The sequence below is a fragment of the Candidatus Marivariicella framensis genome (genome assembly GCF_982709265.1).
In genome coordinates this window covers 52,434-72,801 of record NZ_CEXPNT010000007.1, presented here as the reverse complement: position 1 = coordinate 72,801, position 20,368 = coordinate 52,434, and the positions used below count along the sequence as shown (strand labels likewise).

Below are 20,368 nucleotides of genomic sequence, written 5' to 3'. Positions count from 1 at the left end.
ATATGAAAATATTTGAATTTATTTTATTTATTTTTCTTCTAACATCACCATTGTATTCACAACTATCAACTTCTTATTCATTAGAGGCAAAACTCAAAATAGAAAATAAGCTAATTGAAATTAATCAAAAATTAATTATATCAAATAATCAAAAAAAAACAATAGATACTCTGTTTTTTAATGACTGGTCTAATTCTTATAGTAACTCAAAATCTCCTTTAGCTCAAAAGTTGGCCGAAGAATTTGATCGTAGCTTTTATATTTCTTCTAAAAAAAGTAAAGGAAATACAAAAATTGAATCTTTTATAGTTGAAAATGACTCTCTTAAATGGTCAAGATTGAAAAATCAAAATGACATTATATATCTTATTTTAAAGGATCCTTTGAATTCATCAGACTCATTATCAATTAATATAAATTATTCAATAACAATTCCTGACAAACAATTCACAGGCATTGGATATAGCAAAAAATCAATTAACATAGAAGATTTTATAGTCGCTTTAAGTCCTTTATATAATGGAAAATGGATAACTCATAGTAATTTAAACCTGAATGATAATAGTTTGTTTAAATCTAAGTATTTAATAAAATGGACATATCCTAAAAATTTTCATTTGTTAAGTTCAATGAATAAGTTAGAGAGTTATTCAAAAGAGAATTCTAAAATAGCATATTATGAGAGTAAATCAGAAAGATCTCCAAAATTTATATTTTCAAAAGAAAATAAAATTCGAGAATTTAAAACAGGAGAAATTAAAATATTTACCGATATATTTGAAAATTCAAATGATTTATCTCAGCTCAAAATAGAAAAAATTTATAGTTTTTTATCAAAGAATTTTGGTGTAAATGATCAGAAAAAATCTTTTTTAATCACTGAATATGATTATAGTTTAAGACCAATAAATGACTTAACTATTTTCCCTAAGATAATAAGCCCTTTCGATGAAGTGTTTATTGATGAAATCAAATTTTTAAAAATCTTTACTAATGAATATGTTAAGTCTCAACTCACCTATTTAGATTTTAGAAAAAATCACTGGTTGAGTGATGGCCTAACAATTTATTTTATAATGAAATATATTGATATTCATTACCCAAATCAAAAACTTATCGGAAAATTATCTGAATTCCCTATTTTAAAAAACTACTCATTGTCCAAACTAAATTTTAATGAAATATTTCTAATTAATTCAGAATCGATGTTGAGAAGAAATTTACATCAACCAGCAACTACTCCAAAGAATTTATTAATAAAATTTAATGAAAGAATATCTACTCCATATCAAGCAGGTATTCTTTTTAGGTACTTAGAAGACTATATAGGGGAAACTTCGTTTAAGTCTGTTTTAAAAGATATACATAAAGTAAATAACATAAGTGATTTAATGTTGATTGTTAATAAATACAACAATAGTAATGATTCAAATAATCTTATCAAATATTTAGATTCAAAACATACACTTGATATTAAAATTAAAAAGGTTACAAAATCATTTAATAAAATATCTGTATTTACAGATCAAATCTCTAACCAACCTGTTCCTTATAAGGTTGCGATTATAAAAGATAATAAGATAATCGATTCTAAGTGGGTTTCTAGTAATTCTAGTGAACCTACTGTTTTTGACAAAACAGAAGCTGACTATATTGCGGTTAATCCTATTATTAGTCTACCAGAGACAAATAAACTTAATAACTGGCGATCACTTAAAAATAATTCTTTTAGTAAGCCCTTAAGTTTAAAGTTTTTTAAGGATTCAGAAGATCCAACCAAAAATCAGATTTTAATCAATCCTACTGGATTTTATAACTTATATGATGGAGCTTCATTTGGAGCAAGATTTCATAATAGAACAATACAACGTAGACCTTTTACTTATTTGATTGAGCCTACTTATTCAACAATCGAAAAGACTTTGGTAGGATCAGTTATAATTGACTACAAACATTATAATGATTCAAAACTGAATTATCTAACTCAATTTAGTTTTTTTGGAAGTAGCTTTCATTATGCCCCAAATTCCTTATATAAAATTGTAGTACCATCATTAAAATTTTATTTTAGACCATCTGATTTAAGGAGTAACTTTAGACAAGGTCTTAGTTTATCATGGTATAGTATTCAAAAAGAGTCTATAAGTTTTAATAGTAAAATTCCAAATTATTCACTCGGTGAGATTAAGTATCAAATTTCTAATAAAGGTTCTGTTAAATATTTTACAATAGAAAACAGTATTGAGATTGCAAAAGATTTTAAAAAGTTAATACTAGAAATTGAATATAGAAAATTGTTTAAATCTGGTAGATTATTCTCAAGTAGATTCTTTTTTGGAAGCTTTATTCAAAATAAAAAAATAAATAACAGTTATTTTAATTTTAACTTAAATAAACCAAATGATTATTTATTTAAGTATGCTTATTTTGGACGATCTGAAACAGAAGGTTTATTCAGTCAACAATTTATTTTAAATGAAGGAGGGTTTAAGTCAATAATTCCTAACAGTAGCTCAAATCAATGGATTTTAAGTTCAAATTTTAGTATCGGTATATGGAAGTGGGTAGAAGGTTATTTAGATTTTGGAATTCTTAAGAATGTAAATCAAAGGATGAAATTCTACAATGGCTATGGAGTCAGGTTAAACTTTATACCGGATTATTTAGAATTATACTTTCCTGTTGGTTCAAGTCATGAATATTCAATAGTTAAAGAAAATTATTTATCAAAAATTAGATTTGTACTATCCTTAAATTCAAAAGATATTTCCGCATTTTTTTCTAGAACTTGGTTCTAAATAGATTAGTTATAAATTTTGTATTTTTACAGTCGATATATATGTCAAAATCTACATTAAATCTTAATAATAACATCAATTACTTACAGTATAAAAAGCTGGTAATTGAAGATTATAAAACTCTTGTTTTAAGCAGAGAATGCAGTATAATTGGTCGTCGGGAAGTTTTTCTAGGTAAAGGTAAGTTTGGAATATTTGGAGACGGTAAAGAATTACCTCAAATGGCACTTAATCATTTTTTTAAAGATGGTGATTTTAGATCTGGTTATTACAGAGACCAAACATTATTGATGGCTCAAGATTTATTAACTCCAGAAAACTTTTTTTCTGCTTTATACGGCCACACTGACATTGAATTTGAACCAATGTCCGGTGGAAGACAAATGGGAGGGCACTTCTTAAGTAAAAGTATTAATAAAGATGGTACTTGGGTAGATTTAATGAAGCAAAAAAATCACAGTTCTGACGTATCTCCTACTGCCTCTCAAATGCCTAGACTAGTTGGTTTAGCTCAAGCATCTAAGGTTTATAGAAAATTAAAATTAAAACAGTCTAAAAAATTCTCCAACAATGGAAATGAAATAGCTTGGGGAACAATTGGAAATGCAAGCACAAGTGAAGGTTTATTTTTTGAAGCTATTAATGCTGCAGGTGTATTGCAGGTTCCTATGGTTATAAGTATCTGGGATGATGAATATGGAATATCTGTTTCTAATGATCTTCAGACCACAAAATCAAGTATTTCCGAGGCTTTATCTGGTTTTGAAAAGACTTCAAATAAAGACGGTTTTGAAATTATTCAAGTAAAAGGATGGGATTATTCGTCATTAATTAAAGCTTATTCTAAAGCAGAGAAAAGAGCTCGCATTGATCACATTCCTGTTATTGTTCATGTTATTGAACTTACTCAGCCGCTTGGACATTCTTCTTCAGGGTCCCATGAGAGATATAAGTCAGTTTCAAGGCTAGAATGGGAAAAAAAACACGATTGCAACTTAAAATTTAAAAACTGGATTCTTAAAAATAAAATATCTGATAAAACAATTTTAGATAAAATTGATTCTGAAGCAAAAATTAGAGCTAAAAATGCAAAAGTTAATGCTTGGAATGATTATCAGAGGCCGATAAAGAAGGAATTTGAAAATTTTAATACACATTTAGATTCGTTATATGAAGCTAGTTCTAGTTCCAATTCCAGCTCTGTTTCAATTGAATTAGTAAGGTCTAAAATTGCTAAACTTAATAACATTGGTTATCGAGAAATCATTTCTATAGGAAGATCTCTATTACCATCAATATCAAAAATTAATAATCTATCAAAGAAAAATTTTATTGATTATTTAATAAATCTATCAAAAAATTTACAACCTAAATTTTCATCTGATTTATATTCAAAAGAAGTTAAATTTGATTTGGTTCCTCCAAAGTATTCTAAAGAGCCAAAAATAGTTGATGGAAGAGTAATTATACGAGATAATTTTGATGCCCTATTATCTTCAAATGAACGATTATTAATTTTTGGTCAGGATTGTGGTAAAATTGGAGGAGTAAATCAAGGTTTAGAGGGGTTACAAGATAAATATGGAGAGCATAGAGTTGAAGATAGTGGAATCAGAGAGGCTACAATTGTAGGTCAGGGTATTGGCATGGCATTAAGGGGGTTAAGGCCAATTGCAGAAATTCAATATTTGGATTATATACTTTATTGTATACAAATATTAAGTGATGATTTAGCTTCTTTAAGTTATAGAACTAATGGTCAACAAATTGCACCTTTAATTATAAGGACTAGAGGTCACAGGTTAGAAGGAATATGGCATTCTGGATCTCCAATGGGAGGAATGATTAATCTTTTAAGAGGAATATTTATTTTAACTCCTAGAAATATGACAATTGCTGCAGGCATGTATAATTCTTTATTAAAACTAAACCAACCCGCAATAGTTATTGAAACCTTAAATGCATACAGATTCAAAGAGACTCTACCTGTAAATATGGGATTATTTACATTTCCTATTGGAAAAATAGAAATTTTAAAGAAAGGAACAGATATAACAATAGTTAGTTATGGTGCTACTCTTCAACTAGTATTAGAAGCTTCAAAAGAACTTAATAAACATGATATTAGGCCTGAAGTAATTGACTTACAAACATTAATTCCATTCGATTTATTGAATGAAATTAAAAAAAGCATTACAAAAACAAATAGGTTATTGATTGTAGATGAAGACATGCCTGGTGGAGGATCAGCTTATATTCTTCAACAGTTATTAGATAATCAGAAAATATATAATTTACTTGACAGTGAGCCTAAACTTTTATCTGCAAAAGAGCATAGGCCTGCATATGGTACTGATGGCGATTATTTCTCAAAGCCAAATGTTAATGATGTTTTTGAAACAGTGTATCAGTTAATGAATGAACTAAATCCGGAAAAGTTTCCAAACCTGTTTTAAATATTAAAAATTTCATTAATAAGATCAATTAAAGTTTCTTTGTGACTTTCATTATTTCCTATTATCCCTTTACTTTTCAGATCTGCTATATGAATTAAATTGATAGCGTAGCTACAGCTTTTCATATTATAAAGTTTAGAAGCTATTTCATAATCTTTAATAAAGTAGGGGTTGACACCTAAAGTGCTTGAAAGATTAGCTCTACTTCCACTTATTCCGTGGAATAAAAGTAATTTTTTAAAGAACTGAAATAATGAGGATATTGTTAATACTAATGGATTATTTTTAGAATTATTAGATAAATAAAAAATTATTTGAATTGACTTATTTTTATTTTTAGACCCTACAGCCTTAATTAACTCAAAATTGTTAAAATCTTTGCTAATTCCAACATATTTTTCAACTAATTCAGGAGTAATCAATTTATCAGAGCATAAAATCTTTAGTTTACTAATTTCTTGTTTTATTTTTCCTAAATCTGAACCTAAAAATTCAATTAACAATTGGATAGCTTTTGGACTTGCCTCCAAATCATCATTTTTCAATTGAGAAGATATCCAACTGCCAATTTGATTTTCATATAGAGGTTTAGACTCATATATAGCACCACTGGAAGCTGCAGCCTTGAACAACTTACTCCTCCTGTCAAATAATTTATTTTTGTAACAAAAAACAACAACAGATTTTTTTTGAGGGTTTAAAATATATTTCGATAATTCATCATATTTTTTTTCTAGATATTGAGCTTCTCGAATTAAAACTAAATGATGATCTGCAATCATAGGGTATCTTTTCGCAGTTTCAATGATTTCATTCACAGAAGTATCTTTACCATAAAGAACACTAAAATCAAAATCTCTAGCAGATTCAGAAATTAATTTACTTACGATATAATTAGAAATACTATCGATAAAATAGGGTTCTGTGCCTGATAATAAATAAAAGGGAACAATTTTTCCACTTTTAATTTGATCTATTAACTTATCGTGAAGCTGCATTTAATTATTTTTTGCAATTTTGTTTTATGGAACAACTAAATTTCCCAGATTTTGATATTCAAATCAAAAATAAAGAAAATAAACATTTCATTTTTGATATAATTAGAAAAAAATGGTTTTTACTTACTCCGGAAGAATGGGTGCGTCAACATTGTATCCATTTTCTTATTTTTATAAAACATTATCCAAAATCATTAATTAATGTTGAAAAAAAACTTTTAGTTAATGGAATTACTAAAAGATATGATATTATTGTTTATTCAAAAAAAGGAGATGTAATTATTCTTGTTGAATGTAAATCACCAAAAATTAAAATAACTCAAGATTCATTTGATCAAATAGCTAAATATAATTTAACATTTAAAAGTAAATATTTAATCGTCTCCAATGGGCTGTCTCACTATTTTTGTATTGTTAATTATGAGACTAATGATTATTTATTTTTAACTGAAATTCCAAATTTTAAAAAAAATTAAAATGAATATCACAGTTGTTTTACTTAACTATAATGGTGAAAAATTATTAAGAAAATTTTTACCTATTCTTAATACGCATACTAATGATTCAGATATATATATTATTGATAATAATTCAATTGATAATTCAATTGAATATGTCAAACTAAATTTCCCCAATGTAAAGTTTATATTGTTAGATAAAAATTATGGTTTTGCAGAGGGATACAATAAAGGTTTAAAGAATATTAATGCTGATGTATTTTGTTTATTAAATACGGATGTTGAAGTAACAGAGAATTGGCTTGATCCAATTTATAAGATTTTTAATAATAATGATAAAATTTCAATAGCTCAGCCTATCATTTTAGATTACAACAACAGAAATCGATTTGAATATGCTGGAGCTGCAGGAGGGTTTATTGATTTTTATGGTTACCCGTATTGTAGGGGTAGAATTTTTGATTCAATTGAAGAAAATAATGATCAATACAATAATAACAAACTAATATTCTGGGCAAGTGGTGCTTGTTTTTTCATAAGAAAAAATGCTTGGATTCGTTTAAAAGGATTTGATAATGATTTTTTTGCTCACTTTGAGGAAATTGACTTGTGTTGGAGGGCCTTCAATCAAAATCTTAAAACAATATCAATTGGAGAATCAAAAGTATATCATGTGGGGGGCGGAACACTCCCTTTATCTGGATATAAATGGTATTTAAACTTCAGAAATTCTCTTATTCTTTTAACTAAAAACTTACCTAGAGAATATTTGTTTAGAATATTATTCACAAGACTTATTTTAGACTTTATTGCTTCCTTAAGATTTCTTCTTAAAGGAAAATTTATTCCAATTTTATCTATTGTTAGAGCTCACTTTTCATTTTATATCAATTTTAAATCTCATTACAATAAAAGGATTTCTTCTAAAAACAAAAACAACTATTGGTCAACAAAATCAATTATTTGGTCTTATTTTATAAAAAAGGATCAGATTTTCACAAAAATTTCAAAATAATACTTTTATATTTAAAATAGTTTTGATTTTAATAATCTAATAATTTACAAATGAAGAATATAGCATCACTTATAATAATTTCTATTATTTTTACATCTTGTGTGTCACAAAAGAAATACCAGGAATTAGAAACTTTACAAACAAATACAAAAAACAACCTTAATTCAACATCAGTTCAACTTAATACATGTAAAGATGAAAAAGAGACAGCGATTACCAATCTTTTGGCTTTAAAAGATCAAGTAAAGTTTTTAAAGACAAATAATCAGGGTCTAATTAATAACCTTGGAAATTTAACTACGCTATCTCAAAAGGGAGCTGAAAACCTTGAAAAGTCTCTAGAGAGTATGAAAGAAAAAGATATTCGTATTCAAAAAATGCAGGATGCTGTCACAAGAAAGGATTCGGTTACATTAGCCTTAGTTACCAGTTTAAAAGGTGTTCTTGGTAATTTAAATGATGGAGACATAGAGGTTAATGTTGAAAAAGGAGTAGTTTATGTTTCTATTTCAGATAAATTATTATTTAATTCAGGTAGTTACATGATTACTAAACGTGCTAAAGAAGTTTTAGGTAAAGTAGCAGCAGTTGTTAATAATCGTCCTGAATTAGAATTTCTAGTTGAAGGACATACTGATAATGTGCCAATTAAGACAGAGACAATATTAGATAATTGGGATTTAAGTGTTATGAGAGCTACAGCAGTTGTTAGAATCTTACAAAATGATTTTGAAGTTTCCCCTGAAAGAATGACTGCAGCAGGAAGAAGTTCTTACATTCCTTTGTTTGACAACGATAACGCTTCTAATAGAGCTAAGAATAGAAGAACTAGAATTATAGTTTTACCCAAGCTTGATCAATTCTATGACCTTATTGAAAAGGGAATGGAGTCTGCACAATAGGAATGTATAAACAAAACTTGTGCTTTAAAGAGCATGTTTTGTTTTTTAAAAAACATTTCCTTTTCCTTCTCTAATTAAAATAAAACTATCTGCTCTCAAATCAATAACAGTTGATGGAATATTTCCAGAGAATCCACCATCAATAATTAGATCTACTTTATCATTCCATCGATCAAAAATCAGTTTTGGATCTGTTGTGTAATCAATAACTTTATTTTTGTCGTGTAAAGAACTTGTTACTAGAGGAGCATCAAGTTTATTTAAAATAGATTTCAATATTGGATGGTTAATAACTCTAACGCCAATTTCTTTTTTTTTTTGAAAAGGCTTTGGGAACTTTTTTTGAGCATCCATTATAAAAGCATAAGGTCCGGGTAAGTATTTATTTAAAATTCTATATACTTTATTACTATATGGCTTTACAAAAAGAGATAAAGAAGAAATATCTTTAAAAATAAAACTAAGAGTTAGTTTATCTACTTTTCTCGATTTCAATTTTAATAATTTTTTTAAACCAACAGAACTATTACTCATACAGCCTATCGCATAAACAGTATCTGTTGGGTAAATGATAACACCATCACTTTTCAACACATCAATTATTATATTTATTTGATTAGGATTTGGGTTATCTGAATATATTTCGATTAAACTCATTTATCATTAACAACTGTTAATTTAGCAAATCTGATTAGTAAGTTTTTAACTCCAAAACCCTGAAAATCAATTGCTGCCTTTTTATCATTACCCTTACCTTCTATAGATGAAACTTTGCCTTTTCCAAAACGACCATGGGTTACTTGCGTTCCAACAACGAGTTTAATTAAATTATTATTAGAGTTTTTATCAGAGACTTGAATACTATTAATTCTTTTTAATTTTGAAAGTTGAGATTGGTTTGGTTTTGAAACTGAATTAAATTCTTTTTGATTATTTTTGTTATTGAATGATCCAAATATTGAAGAGTTAACTAAAGGTTTAGATTTATGACGATCTAGATACTCTTTCTCAACAAATTCAGGATCAATTTCTTCAATAAAACGACTAGGCTCTGCATCAATCAACTTACCCCACCTATATCTAGACTGAGTATATGTTATGTGTGCCTTTTCTTTTGCTCTAGTAATTGCGACATAAAACAATCTTCTTTCTTCTTCTAATTCTTCTCTTGTATTTAAACTCATCGCAGAGGGAAATAAATCTTCTTCTAGCCCAACAATAAAAACTTCAGGAAACTCTAGGCCTTTGGCTAGATGAATTGTCATTAATGAAACTTTATCTGCATTGGGATCTTTATCATTATCAAAGTCAGTAGCTAATGCAACGTCTTCTAAGAATTCACTTATACTTCCTGTTGCATTTACTATTTCTATTTGCCCTTCAGTAAAATCTCTTATACCATTTAAAAGTTCTTCAATATTATCAATTTTTGAAATATTTTCTGGAGTTCCTTCAGCTTTTAAAACATTAATAATTCCAGTTTTTTTGGTAACTAAATCTGCTATTTGATATGCATTAAGTTTTTCATTTTCAATCTGAAATAGTTTAATTATACTTAAAAATCCATATAACTTTTCTTTAGTCCCATTATTAATGCCGATATTTAATTTCGATAAATTTTGAACTACTTCAAACAAGGTCAAATTATTTTCCTTTGAAGCTATAATTAATTTATCTATTGTTGTAACGCCTATTCCTCTTGTTGGATAATTAATTATTCTTTTAAGACTTTCCTCATCATTTGGGTTAACAATTATTCTTAAATAGGCTAAAATATCTTTTATTTCTTTTCTTTGATAAAAAGACAGCCCTCCATAAACTCTATATTGAATATTTCTTTTTCTTAATGAATCTTCTATTGCTCTTGATTGTGCATTAGTTCGATATAAAACAGCAAAATCTTTATTTTTTTTTTGATTATTCATTTTATTTTCAAAAATAACTGAAGCCACTGCCCTACCTTCATCTGCGTCGGAAGCTAAGCATTTAATCTTGATTTTTGACCCTTCTTGATTTGCTGTCCATACAACTTTATCAATTTTAGACTGATTGTGATTAATTACAGAATTTGCTGCATTAACTATGTTTTTAGTAGATCTGTAATTCTGTTCAAGTCTATACAATTTCACATCCTCATAATCATTTTGAAAATTTAATATATTATTAATGTTTGCTCCTCTGAAGGCATATATACTTTGAGCATCGTCTCCTACTACACAAATATTTTGAAATTTATCAGATAAAGCTTTAACAATTAAATATTGAGAATGATTAGTGTCTTGATATTCATCTACTAATATATATTTGAATCGATTTTGATATTTTGATAAAACTCTTGGAAATCTATTTAAAAGCTCATTTGTCCTCAATAATAAATCATCAAAATCCATTGCTCCTGCCTTAAAACATCTTTCTACATATTCATTATAAATTTCACCAATTTTTGGACGCCTTGCCATTTTATCTGCTTCAATGAGGTCAGAATCATTATAATATGCTTTTACTGTAATTAAACTATTTTTAAAAGCAGAAATACGATTTCTAACCTGTTTAGTTTTATAAATATCTTTTTCTAAATTCATTTCTTTTATAATACTTCCAATTAATCTCTCAGAGTCTTGCGTGTCATAAATTGTAAAATTCGAAGGAAAACCAAGTTTATCAGCTTCTGCGCGTAACAAACGAGCAAAAACTGAGTGAAAAGTTCCCATCCATAAATTTTTAGCCTCTGAAGGATCTATAAGATTAGAGATTCTTTCCTTCATCTCTCTAGCAGCTTTATTTGTAAAAGTCAGTGATAAAACCTCAAAAGGATCTACACCTTGTTGAATTAAATAGGCAATCCTATAAGTTAAAACTCTTGTCTTACCTGATCCTGCTCCAGCTATAACTATTAAAGGACCTTCTTTATGAATTACAGGTGCTTTTTGGGCATCATTTAGTTCACTTATAAAATCTACTTTGTTTTTGTTCATAATAAAAAAATATATTAAAAATTCATACTATAATTTATTTTTATAATTTATAAAGATGCTATCTTTAATAAAAAGAAGACCGCTTATGAGCCAGTATATTATCAACAAAAGCCAAATATTTATTTATTTATTTATTTATTCATTTTCAATTAATGCTCAAGATATTCAAGAAATTGAAAAAAAAGTAATTAAGTGGAGGCATGAAATCCATCAAAACCCTGAACTCTCAAATAGAGAATTTAATACTTCTAAAATGGTAGCAGAACATCTACAGAGTCTAGGTATTGAAGTTAAAACAGGAATTGCTCATACTGGTGTAGTTGGTCTTTTAAGAGGTAGAAAGCCTGGTAAAGTTGTGGCATTAAGAGCTGATATGGATGCTCTTCCAGTTACTGAGAGAAATAATCTTCCATACAAATCTAATGTCATTGCTAAATACAACAATAGGGAAACTGGAGTAATGCATGCTTGTGGACACGATACTCATGTAGCTATTTTAATGGGGGTTGCTGAAATATTATCAAAAAATAAAAATTTTAATGGTACTGTAAAGTTTATTTTTCAACCTGCAGAAGAAGGTCCTCCTGAGGGAGAAACTGGAGGTGCCTTGCAAATGATAAAGGAGGGAGTTTTAAAAAGTCCAGATGTTGATGCAATTTTTGGATTACATATAAGTTCTGGTTTACATGTAGGCAAAATTAATTATCGTCCCAAAGGAATTATGGCTGCATCTCAACGATTTGTGATTGATATCGTTGGGAAACAATCTCATGGATCTTCACCATGGCTTGGAGTTGATCCAATATTAGTCTCTTCTCAGATAATTTCAGGATTACAAACAATAATTAGCAGAAACAGTGAATTAACAAAACAAGCAGCTGTAATTTCTGTAGGTTCTATTCATTCTGGAATTAGATTCAATATTATTCCTGAAAGCGTTCAAATGATTGGCACTATTAGAACTCTTGATCTTGAAATGAAAGAATTAATTAGGAAAAGAATGTATGAAATAGTTACAGGAGTTGCTGCTGCTTATGGAGCAAAAGCTTCAATAACAATTACTGATGGAGCCTCTATCACATATAATGATCCTAACCTAACCGAAATGATGTTACCAACTTTACAATCCATTGCAGGTAAAGAAAATGTCATATTAAGTGATGCAGTTACTGGTGCTGAAGATTTTTCATATTTTCAAGATAAAATTCCAGGATTATATTATTTTTTGGGAGGCACCCCTAGATCAATTCCAGAAAATGAGGCACCTTCTCACCATACTCCTGATTTTTATGTTGATGATAGCTCAATGAGCTTGGGTATAAAAACAATGACTCAATTAGCTTTAGATTATCTTAAAAATTAATCTTTAAAGCTGACTTTCCATTGGTCTAAACCTCTTCTCCTTCTCCCCGCACCTCCAGATATAACTAATGCACTCATTTATTATTAAAAGTAAAATTTCTTTTATTTAAATGCTTTAAATTCGAATAATAAATGAATGAACTACAAAAATCAATTATTTACCTTAATGGTGTTGGACCAAACAGACATGCCTTGTTGAAGGATGAATTTGGGATTGATACAATACAAGATTTAATTCATTTTTTTCCTAGTAGATACTTAGACAGAACTAAGTTTCACAAAATAAACCAGTTGCCTAATTCAATATCGGAGATTCAAATTATTGGTTCTATAACTAATTTAAGAACTATTCAATCTAAAAACAAATCAAGACTTATAGGTTCATTTGAAGATGAAACTGGGGCAATTGATTTAATATGGTTTAGAGGACATAAATGGATTGCTTCTAATTTAAAATTAAATACTCCCTATATAGTATTTGGAAAGATTAATAATTTTAATGGCTCCATAAATATGCCTCATCCCGAAATAGAGTTGTTGAGTTCTTTTAAATTAAAAAAAAGAATTTCTTTCAATACTATTTATCCTACTACTGAAAGAGCTATTAATTCTGGAATTACTCAAAATATTTTCAAAAAAATGTTTTATGAGTTTTTTGAATCTTATTCAAAACCTTTTAGAGAATCTTTGCCAACTAATTTATTAAGCTATATAGGTTTAATTTCAAATGATTTGGCAATAAGGAATATTCATTTTCCAGAAAGTCTTGAAATGTTAGCTAAAGCTCAAAAAAGATTAAAATTTGAAGAATTTTTTTATTTACAAATTCAAATTTTAATTAAGAACAAGCAAAGAAAGAAGAAGATTAAGGGTTATATTTTTTCAGATATAGGAGTCAATTTCAATGATTTTTTTCATCATCATTTATCTTTTAATTTAACTAATGCTCAAGTTAAAGTAATAAAGGAAATTAGAAAAGATTTAGCTACAGGTCGTCAAATGAACAGATTACTTCAAGGAGACGTAGGTTCTGGTAAAACTATAGTTGCGTTTATGAGTATGCTTATTTCTATTGATAATGGTTTTCAATCTTGTTTAATGGCGCCTACTGAAATTCTCGCTCAACAACATTATAAATTGTTTAAGAAATTATCAGAGAAGATAGGTGTTAAGGTAGATATTATAACTGGTAGTGTTAAAAAAAGTAAACGTATTCCTATTTTAGAGAGATTAAAGATAGGTGAAGTTGACATTTTAATTGGAACTCATGCCCTTATAGAAGACCCAGTTATTTTTAAAAATTTAGGATTAGCTATAATTGACGAACAACATAGGTTTGGAGTTGCCCAAAGGTCTAAACTGTGGATGAAAAACACTCTTCCACCGCATATTTTAGTAATGACAGCTACTCCTATTCCTAGAACACTTGCTATGACTTTATACGGTGATCTTGATATTTCAGTAATAAATGAGCTGCCTCCAGGCAGAAAAATGATTAAAACTGTTCATCGAAATGACAGCAAAAGGTTGTCTGTATTTAATTTTATTAAGAAAGAGATTAAAATGGGAAGACAAATTTATATAGTATATCCATTAATTGAGGAATCTGAAAAAATGGATTACAAAGACCTTATGGATGGATATGAAAGTATAAGTAGATCTTTTCCCTTACCAAAATATAAAATCTCAATACTTAATGGTAAAATGAAAAATATAGATAAGGAGTATGAAATGAATAGATTTATTAAAGGTGAAACACAAATTATGGTTTCAACTACTGTTATTGAAGTTGGAGTAAATGTTCCAAACGCCTCAGTGATGGTAATTGAAAGTAGCGAAAGATTTGGTTTATCTCAACTACACCAACTAAGAGGGAGAGTAGGAAGAGGAAATAATCAAAGTTATTGCATATTAATGACTGGAAATAAATTATCAAAAGATTCTAAATTAAGAATTAATACAATGGTTAAAACAAATAATGGATTTGAAATAGCAGATGTAGATCTTAAGCTTCGAGGACCTGGAAACATAATGGGCACTCAGCAAAGTGGAGTTTTAAATCTAAAAATAGCAGATCTAATAAATGATAACGATTTATTGATACTTGCTCGTGAATCAGTAAAAAAAATATTAGAAATAGATGAAAATCTCGAAAAAAAGTCAAACCAATGTATCAAACATACTTTATCTGAAATTGGAACTTTCAAAAACATATGGAATTATATCAGCTAAAGAATTTGATGCATTATATTTGTATTAATATTTGATTCTCAATTAAAATATATTTTGTGAAAATATCTTACAACTGGTTAAAAGAATATATAAAATCTGATTTACCTATTGAAAAAATTGCTTCTCATTTGACTGATCTTGGACTTGAAGTTGAAGGAGTGAATTTTTTTGAAACTGTCAAAGGAGGTTTAGAAGGTGTTGTTGTCGGAGAAATTATTAGTTGTATTCAACATCCAAATGCTGATCGTTTGAAACTAACTAAAGTTAAAGTAAATAAATCTGAAATATTACAAATTGTTTGTGGAGCACCAAATGTTGATGAAGGTCAAAAAGTTCCTGTAGCTCTTGTAGGTTCTAAATTATATACTAAGGATGGTGTTGAAATTAAAATTAAAGCAAGTAAAATAAGAGGTGAAGAAAGTCATGGTATGATTTGTGCTGAAGATGAGCTTGGACTTGGTGATTCTCATGATGGAATTTTAGTGTTAAGTGATGATATTCCAATTGGGACTCCTTGTGGAAAAGTTTTTAAGATAAGTGAAGATTATGTTTTTGATATTGGATTAACCCCAAATAGAGCAGATGCGATGAGTCATATGGGTGTTGCTCGTGATTTAAAAGCTTCATTTATACAAAATAAAATTAAATATGAATGGAATAGTCCTACTGTAGAACCATTCCCCTCTGGGTCCAATACTAAAACAATTGGTGTTCAAGTTAACAATCCTGAGATTTGTCCAAGATATTTTGGAATTACACTTACCGATATAAAAATTGGACCTTCACCAAGTTGGATGCAAAACCTTTTAAAGTCAGTAGGTATTTCACCAAAGAATAACATTGTTGATATTACAAATTATGTTTTACATGATTTAGGTCAACCATTACATGCATTTGATGCTGATAGAATTAATGGAAAAATAATAGTAAAGACACTAAAAAATAAAAGTAATTTTAAAACCCTAGATGGTTCCACTATTAAGTTATCATCAGAGGATTTGATGATATGTGATGAAAAGAAGCCTTTGTGTTTAGCTGGTATATATGGTGGTGAATCTTCGGCTGTAAATCAATCTACTACAAATATTTTTCTTGAAAGCGCATATTTTGACCCAATTAGTATAAGAAAAAGTGCTAAAAGACATGGACTTTCAACTGATGCATCTTTTCGATTTGAAAGAGGAATAGATCCTGAAATTACTGAATTTGCACTCAAAAGAGCTTCGCTTTTAATGATAAAATATGCTAACGCAAATGTTTCAAGTGAAATTCAAGAAGCTTGTGAACCTTTAAAAGAAAAGATTAAAGTGTTTTTATCCTATGATAAAATTAATAAAACCATTGGACAAGTCATTTCTAAAGAAGACCTGACAAATATTTTAAATGCTTTAGAGATTAAAATTGAAAGCGTATCAGTTGAAGGAGTGGGACTAACAATACCTAGGTATAGAGTTGATGTTAATAGACCTGCTGATATTATTGAGGAAATCTTAAGAGTCTATGGATATAATTCAATTTTAAACTCTACCGAATTAAAAATTAATTTTCCTGAGTTTAATGATAATAATGATTTTTTCATAGATGAATATGTTTCAATAAAACTTGTAGGCAAAGGTTTTATAGAGGTTATAAATAATTCAATTACAAATCCAGCATATGACAAACTTTCAAATTTAACATTGGACAAACTTGAAAGTATAAAAATAATTAACCCTCTAGGTAATGACTTATCACAACTAAGAAAAACTCTAGTCTATTCAGGGTTAGAAGTAATAGCTTTTAATTTAAATAGACAACAAAAGAACATTAAAGTTTTTGAATTAGGAAAAACCTATTTTATTGAAAGCAAAAAAAATATAGAGCACAAATCTCTATTTACTGGATTAGTTAAGTCAAATGACAATCTTCATTGGAGTGGTGACAACAAAGTTCCTCCCTTTTTTTATTTAAAAGGTGTTATAACTGATATTTTAAATGACTTAAATTTAAAAAATTTAAAATTCACAACTCTTAATTCAGACTTTTTTTCAGAAGGTTTATCAATTGAATCAAATAATAAAGAAATAGGTCATTTAGGTTTAATAAAAAAAACTATAAGAGATTATTTTGGTATAGATCAAGAAGTTTATGCATCAGTACTAAACATAAATTATATAGAAAAATCTAATTTTAAAGAAAATTTTAAGATAAGTGAGATTGCAAAATTTCCATTTACTCAAAGAGACTTTGCATTGCTATTAGATAAATCTGTTTCATTTGAATCTATTGTTGAACTATCTAAAAAAACGGAGCAAAACATACTTGACTCCGTAGAATTATTTGATGTATATGAAGGAAATAAAATCCCTAATGACAAGAAATCTTATGGTATTCGATTTACTTTTCTTGACAAAAGAAAAACTTTAACTGATAATTACATAGATAAAGTAATGAATAAATTAAAAAAACAGTTTGAGCAAGAGCTGAATGCTCAGCTTCGTTAATAAAATATACAGAATGAATTTAAATCTCCTTAAAACTTCAAATTTAGAATCAATTATTATTCAAGTAAATAGAAAAAATTTTGATGACAAACATTTTAATTCTTTTAAAGTGAGTAATCAAATTATAACTCGTAATAAGTTTAATTTTGATATACTTGAGTCAAGTAAAATTATTCATCTAAATTCAATAAGAACAACATGTATTAAATATAGACTTCGCTTTCTTGATATCCAGTTTTTTAAGGGTGAAGTTCCAATTGAAGCAATTGATAAGATCAAACAATTAGAGCTTGACCATAAAACTGAAATTAATAGTTTTAAGATAATGGCACCATCAATTATGTTTCGTTTAAAGAAAACTGACGATCCTTTAATGTTTATTCCAATAGGTAATAATTATTTCTATTTAATTCATAAATGGGGAAATGATTTAAATCCATTAAGAAAACTAAGAATGTGGCCCTTTCATTCTTTAATTAATTTACTTATCACATTATTAGTTATTAGTTTTGCAGTTACACTTATAACTCCACTACAAATATTTACTAAGTCTCCTGACTCATCATCATTTTGGCTTTTATTTCTGTTTATGTTTAAAGCTATAGTTTCTATAGTTTTATTTTTAGGTGTTGCATTAGGTAAAAATTTTAATTCCAAAATTTGGCAAAGTAAATACAATAAAGTTTAATTATTTATATTATCAATTCATATTCTAGAATATATACTGGATCTTCAATAATTGTTATGGCAATTAAAAACGCCCTTATTGAAAAAAATATTATCCCTGTTATAAAGGATCAGTCAGAATCAGCAAGACTTGCTGGTTTTGGAATTACTGCCCCTTTTTCACAAGAAGTATTTGTTCATGATGATGAAAAAATCAATGCAGTAGAAATTATAAAAATGATCATTTGATCTTAAGTGAAAAAATAAAAAGCTTTTTAATTTTATTTCAATTATATTGAAATCGATTTTAAAGTGCTATATAAAAAACTAAAGTCTGAACCTGAAATTAATACTATAATATGAATACAAATTTTGAAACATTAGACTATATCGTTTTTGCTTTATATGGAGTTGTGATTCTTAGTGTTGGCTTATGGGTTTCCAGAGATAAAAAAGGAGAAACTAAAAGTGCTGAAGATTATTTTTTAGCTAGTAAATCACTTCCTTGGTGGGCTATTGGAGCGTCCTTAATTGCTGCAAATATTTCAGCGGAACAATTTATTGGAATGTCTGGTTCAGGTTTTGCAGTCGGACTTGCAATCGCTTCTTACGAATGGATGGCAGCCATAACGTTAATTATTGTTGGGAAGTACTTCCTGCCTATTTTCATTGAAAAACAAATTTACACTATTCCTGAATTTGTTGAAAAAAGATTCTCCAGTCAATTGAAGACAATTTTAGCAATTTTCTGGATTGGATTGTATGTATTTGTTAATCTTACTTCTGTCCTGTATTTAGGAGGGCTAGCATTAGAAACAATTTTAGGTATTGAATTAATTGAAGGAGTTCTTGGGTTAGCACTTTTTGCCGCTGCATATTCGCTTTATGGAGGTTTATCTGCAGTTGCTTGGACTGATATAATCCAAGTGATTGTATTAGTTATAGGTGGATTAATAACTTCTTACTTAGCTTTAAATACAGTTTCAGGAGGTGAAGGAATGTTCAATGGTTTATATAAATTATATGAAGTTGTACCTGATAAATTTGATATGATTCTAGAAAGAAGTAATCCAGAATATATGAATTTACCTGGAATTGGTGTTTTAATTGGCGGAATGTGGGTTGCTAATTTATATTATTGGGGATTCAATCAGTATATAATACAACGAACATTAGCCGCTAAATCTTTAAAAGAATCTCAAAAAGGTATTTTGTTTGCAGCTTGTTTGAAAATGATTCTTCCATTAATAATTGTAATACCAGGTATTGCTGCATATGTAATTGTAAATGATCCTACACTTTTATCAACATTGGGAGAAACTGGTCTTGCAAACATGCCTACTGAAGGGGCAGCAGATAAAGCTTATCCATGGTTAATGCAATTTTTACCGACTGGGTTAAAAGGAATTGCTGTTGCGGCACTTGCGGCTGCAATTGTGTCTTCTTTAGCTTCAATGTTAAATTCTACAGCAACAATTTTTACATTGGATATCTATAAACCTTTTTTTAATAAAAATGCAAATGAATCAAAAACAGTTAATGTAGGTAGAGCTTCTGCTGCGGTTGCACTTATTATTGCTACAATAATGGCTCCTTTTTTAGGAGGAATTCCTCAAGCCTTTCAATTTATTCAAGAGTATACTGGAGTTGTAAGTCCTGGAATTCTAGCAGTTTTTATCCTTGGATTATTTTGGAAGAAAACTTCTAACAAAGGTGCGATATTTGGAGCCCTATTTTCTATACCAATAGCAATGTTTTTAAAAATTGGACCAAAGGGCTGGTTTACTGATACTCTATTAAATAATATTGCTCCTACCCTTCCATTTATAGATCAAATGGCTGTTACTGCAATTTTAACAATGATTGTTATAGCAATAGTTAGTTATTATGAAAATAAAGAAAAAGACGACTCCAAAGGAATTAAACTTGAACCGGGTATTTTCAATACTAGTTCAACTTTTAATATTGGATCTTTTGCATTAATGATAATATTAACTGGACTTTATAGTTTTTTTTGGTAAGC

The 20,368-nt window shown here is 28.2% G+C and carries 14 protein-coding genes; 11 read left to right on the top strand and 3 right to left on the bottom strand.

Annotated features, from left to right (window positions below; all coding sequences use genetic code 11):
* Positions 1–2: 2 nt before the first annotated feature.
* Entirely contained in the window at positions 3–2,798 is a 2,796-nt protein-coding gene (locus AC34EU_RS04005) for a hypothetical protein (RefSeq protein WP_489696071.1), read from the top strand.
* 41 nt (positions 2,799–2,839) lie between these two features.
* Positions 2,840–5,254, top strand: a complete 2,415-nt coding sequence (locus tag AC34EU_RS04000; RefSeq protein WP_487533558.1) for an alpha-ketoacid dehydrogenase subunit alpha/beta — start codon at positions 2,840–2,842, stop codon at positions 5,252–5,254.
* Here AC34EU_RS04000 and holA read toward each other — a convergent pair.
* Complete coding sequence (gene holA, locus AC34EU_RS03995) at positions 5,251–6,252, bottom strand: DNA polymerase III subunit delta (RefSeq protein ID WP_487533559.1); 1,002 nt, start codon at positions 6,250–6,252, stop codon at positions 5,251–5,253. The genes AC34EU_RS04000 and holA overlap by 4 nt on opposite strands.
* A gap of 26 nt (positions 6,253–6,278) precedes the next feature.
* On the opposite strand from holA, the gene AC34EU_RS03990 reads away from it, so the two are divergent.
* The 3 genes from AC34EU_RS03990 to AC34EU_RS03980 are packed head-to-tail and all read left to right on the top strand — an operon-like array spanning position 6,279 to position 8,627.
* On the top strand, positions 6,279–6,728 hold the full coding sequence (locus AC34EU_RS03990; protein WP_487533560.1) for a type I restriction enzyme HsdR N-terminal domain-containing protein: 450 nt from the start codon (positions 6,279–6,281) through the stop codon (positions 6,726–6,728).
* A gap of 1 nt (position 6,729) precedes the next feature.
* Positions 6,730–7,725 carry a glycosyltransferase family 2 protein gene (locus AC34EU_RS03985; RefSeq protein ID WP_487533561.1) on the top strand — a complete coding sequence of 332 codons (996 nt, stop codon included), beginning with the start codon at positions 6,730–6,732 and terminating at the stop codon, positions 7,723–7,725.
* Between the two features lie 50 nt (positions 7,726–7,775).
* Positions 7,776–8,627, top strand: coding sequence for an OmpA/MotB family protein (locus AC34EU_RS03980; protein ID WP_487533563.1), 852 nt, complete (start codon positions 7,776–7,778; stop codon positions 8,625–8,627).
* Positions 8,628–8,672: 45 nt separating this feature from the next.
* Here the strand turns inward: AC34EU_RS03980 and AC34EU_RS03975 are convergent, their stop codons facing one another.
* Entirely contained in the window at positions 8,673–9,284 is a 612-nt protein-coding gene (locus AC34EU_RS03975) for an L-threonylcarbamoyladenylate synthase (protein ID WP_487533564.1), read from the bottom strand.
* Positions 9,281–11,602, bottom strand: a complete 2,322-nt coding sequence (locus tag AC34EU_RS03970; protein WP_487533565.1) for an ATP-dependent helicase — start codon at positions 11,600–11,602, stop codon at positions 9,281–9,283. The genes AC34EU_RS03975 and AC34EU_RS03970 overlap by 4 nt, the downstream gene beginning before the upstream one ends.
* An 85-nt stretch (positions 11,603–11,687) precedes the next feature.
* Between AC34EU_RS03970 and AC34EU_RS03965 the strand changes: the two genes are divergently transcribed.
* The 6 genes from AC34EU_RS03965 (at position 11,688) to AC34EU_RS03940 (ending at position 20,366) form a co-directional block, all read left to right on the top strand.
* A complete protein-coding gene (locus AC34EU_RS03965) occupies positions 11,688–12,965 on the top strand; it encodes an amidohydrolase (RefSeq protein ID WP_487533566.1) in 1,278 nt (425 codons plus the stop codon).
* A gap of 131 nt (positions 12,966–13,096) precedes the next feature.
* Positions 13,097–15,196, top strand: a complete 2,100-nt coding sequence (gene recG / locus AC34EU_RS03960) for an ATP-dependent DNA helicase RecG (protein ID WP_487533567.1) — start codon at positions 13,097–13,099, stop codon at positions 15,194–15,196.
* A gap of 56 nt (positions 15,197–15,252) precedes the next feature.
* Positions 15,253–17,679, top strand: a complete 2,427-nt coding sequence (gene pheT / locus AC34EU_RS03955; RefSeq protein WP_489666793.1) for a phenylalanine--tRNA ligase subunit beta — start codon at positions 15,253–15,255, stop codon at positions 17,677–17,679.
* A 13-nt stretch (positions 17,680–17,692) separates the two neighbouring features.
* Complete coding sequence (locus tag AC34EU_RS03950; RefSeq protein WP_487533569.1) at positions 17,693–18,367, top strand: hypothetical protein; 675 nt, start codon at positions 17,693–17,695, stop codon at positions 18,365–18,367.
* Positions 18,368–18,423: 56 nt separating this feature from the next.
* On the top strand, positions 18,424–18,594 hold the full coding sequence (locus tag AC34EU_RS03945; protein ID WP_487533570.1) for a DUF2007 domain-containing protein: 171 nt from the start codon (positions 18,424–18,426) through the stop codon (positions 18,592–18,594).
* A gap of 110 nt (positions 18,595–18,704) precedes the next feature.
* Positions 18,705–20,366 (top strand): sodium/sugar symporter, encoded by a 1,662-nt coding sequence (locus AC34EU_RS03940; RefSeq protein WP_487533571.1) that lies wholly within the window; start codon positions 18,705–18,707, stop codon positions 20,364–20,366.
* Positions 20,367–20,368: the final 2 nt, after the last annotated feature.

Bases quoted from the DNA above. Each gene is read 5' to 3' on its own strand.
- AC34EU_RS04005 (WP_489696071.1), top strand. From the start codon at position 3: ATGAAAATATTTGAATTTATTTTATTTATTTTTCTTCTAACATCACCA.
- AC34EU_RS04000 (WP_487533558.1), top strand. From the start codon at position 2,840: ATGTCAAAATCTACATTAAATCTTAATAATAACATCAATTACTTACAG.
- holA (WP_487533559.1), bottom strand. From the start codon at position 6,252: ATGCAGCTTCACGATAAGTTAATAGATCAAATTAAAAGTGGAAAAATT.
- AC34EU_RS03990 (WP_487533560.1), top strand. From the start codon at position 6,279: ATGGAACAACTAAATTTCCCAGATTTTGATATTCAAATCAAAAATAAA.
- AC34EU_RS03985 (WP_487533561.1), top strand. From the start codon at position 6,730: ATGAATATCACAGTTGTTTTACTTAACTATAATGGTGAAAAATTATTA.
- AC34EU_RS03980 (WP_487533563.1), top strand. From the start codon at position 7,776: ATGAAGAATATAGCATCACTTATAATAATTTCTATTATTTTTACATCT.
- AC34EU_RS03975 (WP_487533564.1), bottom strand. From the start codon at position 9,284: ATGAGTTTAATCGAAATATATTCAGATAACCCAAATCCTAATCAAATA.
- AC34EU_RS03970 (WP_487533565.1), bottom strand. From the start codon at position 11,602: ATGAACAAAAACAAAGTAGATTTTATAAGTGAACTAAATGATGCCCAA.
- AC34EU_RS03965 (WP_487533566.1), top strand. From the start codon at position 11,688: ATGAGCCAGTATATTATCAACAAAAGCCAAATATTTATTTATTTATTT.
- recG (WP_487533567.1), top strand. From the start codon at position 13,097: ATGAATGAACTACAAAAATCAATTATTTACCTTAATGGTGTTGGACCA.
- AC34EU_RS03950 (WP_487533569.1), top strand. From the start codon at position 17,693: ATGAATTTAAATCTCCTTAAAACTTCAAATTTAGAATCAATTATTATT.
- AC34EU_RS03945 (WP_487533570.1), top strand. From the start codon at position 18,424: ATGGCAATTAAAAACGCCCTTATTGAAAAAAATATTATCCCTGTTATA.
- AC34EU_RS03940 (WP_487533571.1), top strand. From the start codon at position 18,705: ATGAATACAAATTTTGAAACATTAGACTATATCGTTTTTGCTTTATAT.